We start from the raw sequence: 1,667 nt of genomic DNA, 5'->3' as shown, positions 1-1,667 counted from the left end.
CATTTGGGGTGCACTTCAAATAATTTAGGTGTTTTTTATTAGTTTTTCATTCGGTCTTTCTTACCTTTTGTTCCGTTAGCATATAGGATAAATCCGATACATCCAAATAAAATCGGCCCTAGTACAATTGGTAAATACTCTAATAAAGTTGTATCTGGTGCAGGAATTAGTGTTAATCCGATTGTACCAACTACTGAGATCATCCCTACTACCGCAACAAATATTGCAACTGAAGTTTTTTTAATTTTAAATGGTCTTTCAATTTCTTTGTCAGTCATGCGAAGTTTAATATATGCGCTAATTAAAAATACATATGGTATGAAAAATGCTAATGTTGACATTAAAATCAACATATTCAAAGCTTTAGACACACTAGGCACAAAAGCTGAAAGAATTAAAATTAACGTAACCGCACCCGCTTGACCTAAAACTAAAAATGATGGCATTCCATCTTTATTTTCTTTTAGTAAATTTTTAGGAAGTACATCTTTTGCACTTTCAGCAATCATGACACTTGGATTCAAAATTAAAAATGACAGAGATCCAACAAATGCTAATAGAAAGCAGATTCCTAAAATTTGTGAAAGTGAAAAATTCAATCCGAATTGAGATGTTACTTTATCTGCAAACAAGTAAAGTGCTGTCGCTGTTTGATCAGATGAAATTGTAATAACAAATTGAAATGCTACTGTTGCAAGGATATATACTGCTGCAATAATGATTGAAGTTATAAAAATTGCCCTTGGAAATGTTTTTTGAGGATTTCTTACATTCCCTGCAATTGTTCCAAGCATTTCTGCGCCTGAAAAACCAAACATTAATGTAGACAAAAACATAATTGTTCCAAACGATAGATTATTTGGCATGATTGAACTTTGAGTAAAGTGTGTTGCACTTGGCTCGCCACTAAACATACTATAAAAACCAAAACCAAAGATTAAAATTGCTGGCACTAATACCCCAAGTGGTGCACCGATTGATGCAAGTCTTCCACTCATTTTTGTACCTTTTAATGTTAGTAAAGTAACAATCCAAAATATCACACTAGAAATAATTGCCGTTTTCATCGGATGACTAGCCATTTGTGGCTGGTTAATTCCATATGCAATTGCAATAGTTGTTGTTAATAAAAGTGATGGATAATACGTAAAATTAGCAATCCAGAAGAACCAAGAACATAAAAATGAAGCCTTTTCCCCAAATGCTTTTCGAACCCAAACGCCCATACCGCCTTGATTAGGATAGGTAGTAGATAATTCAGCTACAATTAATCCAATTGGAATAAAATATATTAACGCTGCAACAATCCAATAAAATAACGCGGAAGGACCGATTGTTGAAGCAAAAGCAATATTACGTAATCCTAATATTGCATTAATACTTAAAAATGATAAACCCATTACACCTAATTTTTTTGATGAATCCATGATGATACTACACCTTTCAATATAAAAAATCTTCTACTTTTTAGTCACTTGAGTAATTATACAGATATACTTATATAAATTCAAACGTTATTTTATACTAGTATAATTTTTAGAATAGAAGTAAAATTGCATAATTTAATGTGTTAGCATGATTTTGAAATACGAACAAATTATGTACTTTGATCATAAAGTTGTGAACTTCGTGCATAAAGCAGGAAAGTTTGGACTTCGGTCAAGAAA

General features: G+C 31.8%; 1 protein-coding gene. It reads right to left on the bottom strand.

Features of this window, described 5'->3' with window-relative positions:
* Positions 1–38: 38 nt before the first annotated feature.
* Positions 39–1,427 carry an APC family permease gene (locus tag CN601_RS22150; protein WP_098120757.1) on the bottom strand — a complete coding sequence of 463 codons (1,389 nt, stop codon included), beginning with the start codon at positions 1,425–1,427 and terminating at the stop codon, positions 39–41.
* Positions 1,428–1,667: the final 240 nt, after the last annotated feature.

Source organism: Bacillus sp. AFS017336, from assembly GCF_002555445.1.
In the GTDB taxonomy this organism is placed as follows: Bacteria; Bacillota; Bacilli; order Bacillales; family Bacillaceae_G; genus Gottfriedia.
The sequence above is the reverse complement of the archived record's forward strand: the minus strand, read 5'-3'. Positions and strand labels throughout refer to the sequence as shown.